Source organism: Nocardia cyriacigeorgica (assembly GCF_010858045.1).
Taxonomy (GTDB): domain Bacteria; phylum Actinomycetota; class Actinomycetes; order Mycobacteriales; family Mycobacteriaceae; genus Nocardia; species Nocardia cyriacigeorgica_E.
The window spans coordinates 1-502 of sequence record NZ_JAAGVC010000109.1; the positions used below are offsets into that span (position 1 = coordinate 1).

Genomic DNA, 502 nt, shown 5'->3' on the forward strand with positions numbered 1-502 from the left:
GGTGAAGACGCCCCGCCAGATCGCGCTTGTCGGGGTTCACCAGCCGCGGTGGCGGACCTTACGTCGACGGTGGTAGAAGACCTCCTCGAGCGAGACCGGGTCGAGCACCTCGGTGATCCGCGCCAGGCGGGTGTCGTACCGATGCTCGTGAATGTGGCGGTGCAATCCGCCGCGACGCTCGGGCGGCAGTTGTGCCCAGATCGCGCCGATCCGGTCCTGCTGCTCGGTGGAGGATTCGGCGATCAATTTCAGTAGTGCGGGCCAGCAGTGTGCGTCGGTGGCGCTGGCCGGTAGCGACGCGACCGTCTCCTCGGACAGCCCTGCCAACAACCCGGCAATGTAGCGTCGCGAGGGTTCATTCAGCCGGGTGGACAGCGCGAACAGGCCCCGCCAGCTGTCCGGGTCGTGGCGCCGGTCCAGAGCCCGGACCACAGTGGCGAGCACAGCGGCGTCGGCGAATACCGGATTCCCGGCCAAGGCCCAGTGCGCGAACGGTGTGAGG

General features: G+C 68.3%; 1 pseudogene. It reads right to left on the bottom strand.

Annotated features, from left to right (window positions below):
* Positions 1-36: 36 nt before the first annotated feature.
* A pseudogene (locus tag GV790_RS28930) lies at positions 37-502 on the bottom strand (hypothetical protein); the annotation flags it as partial.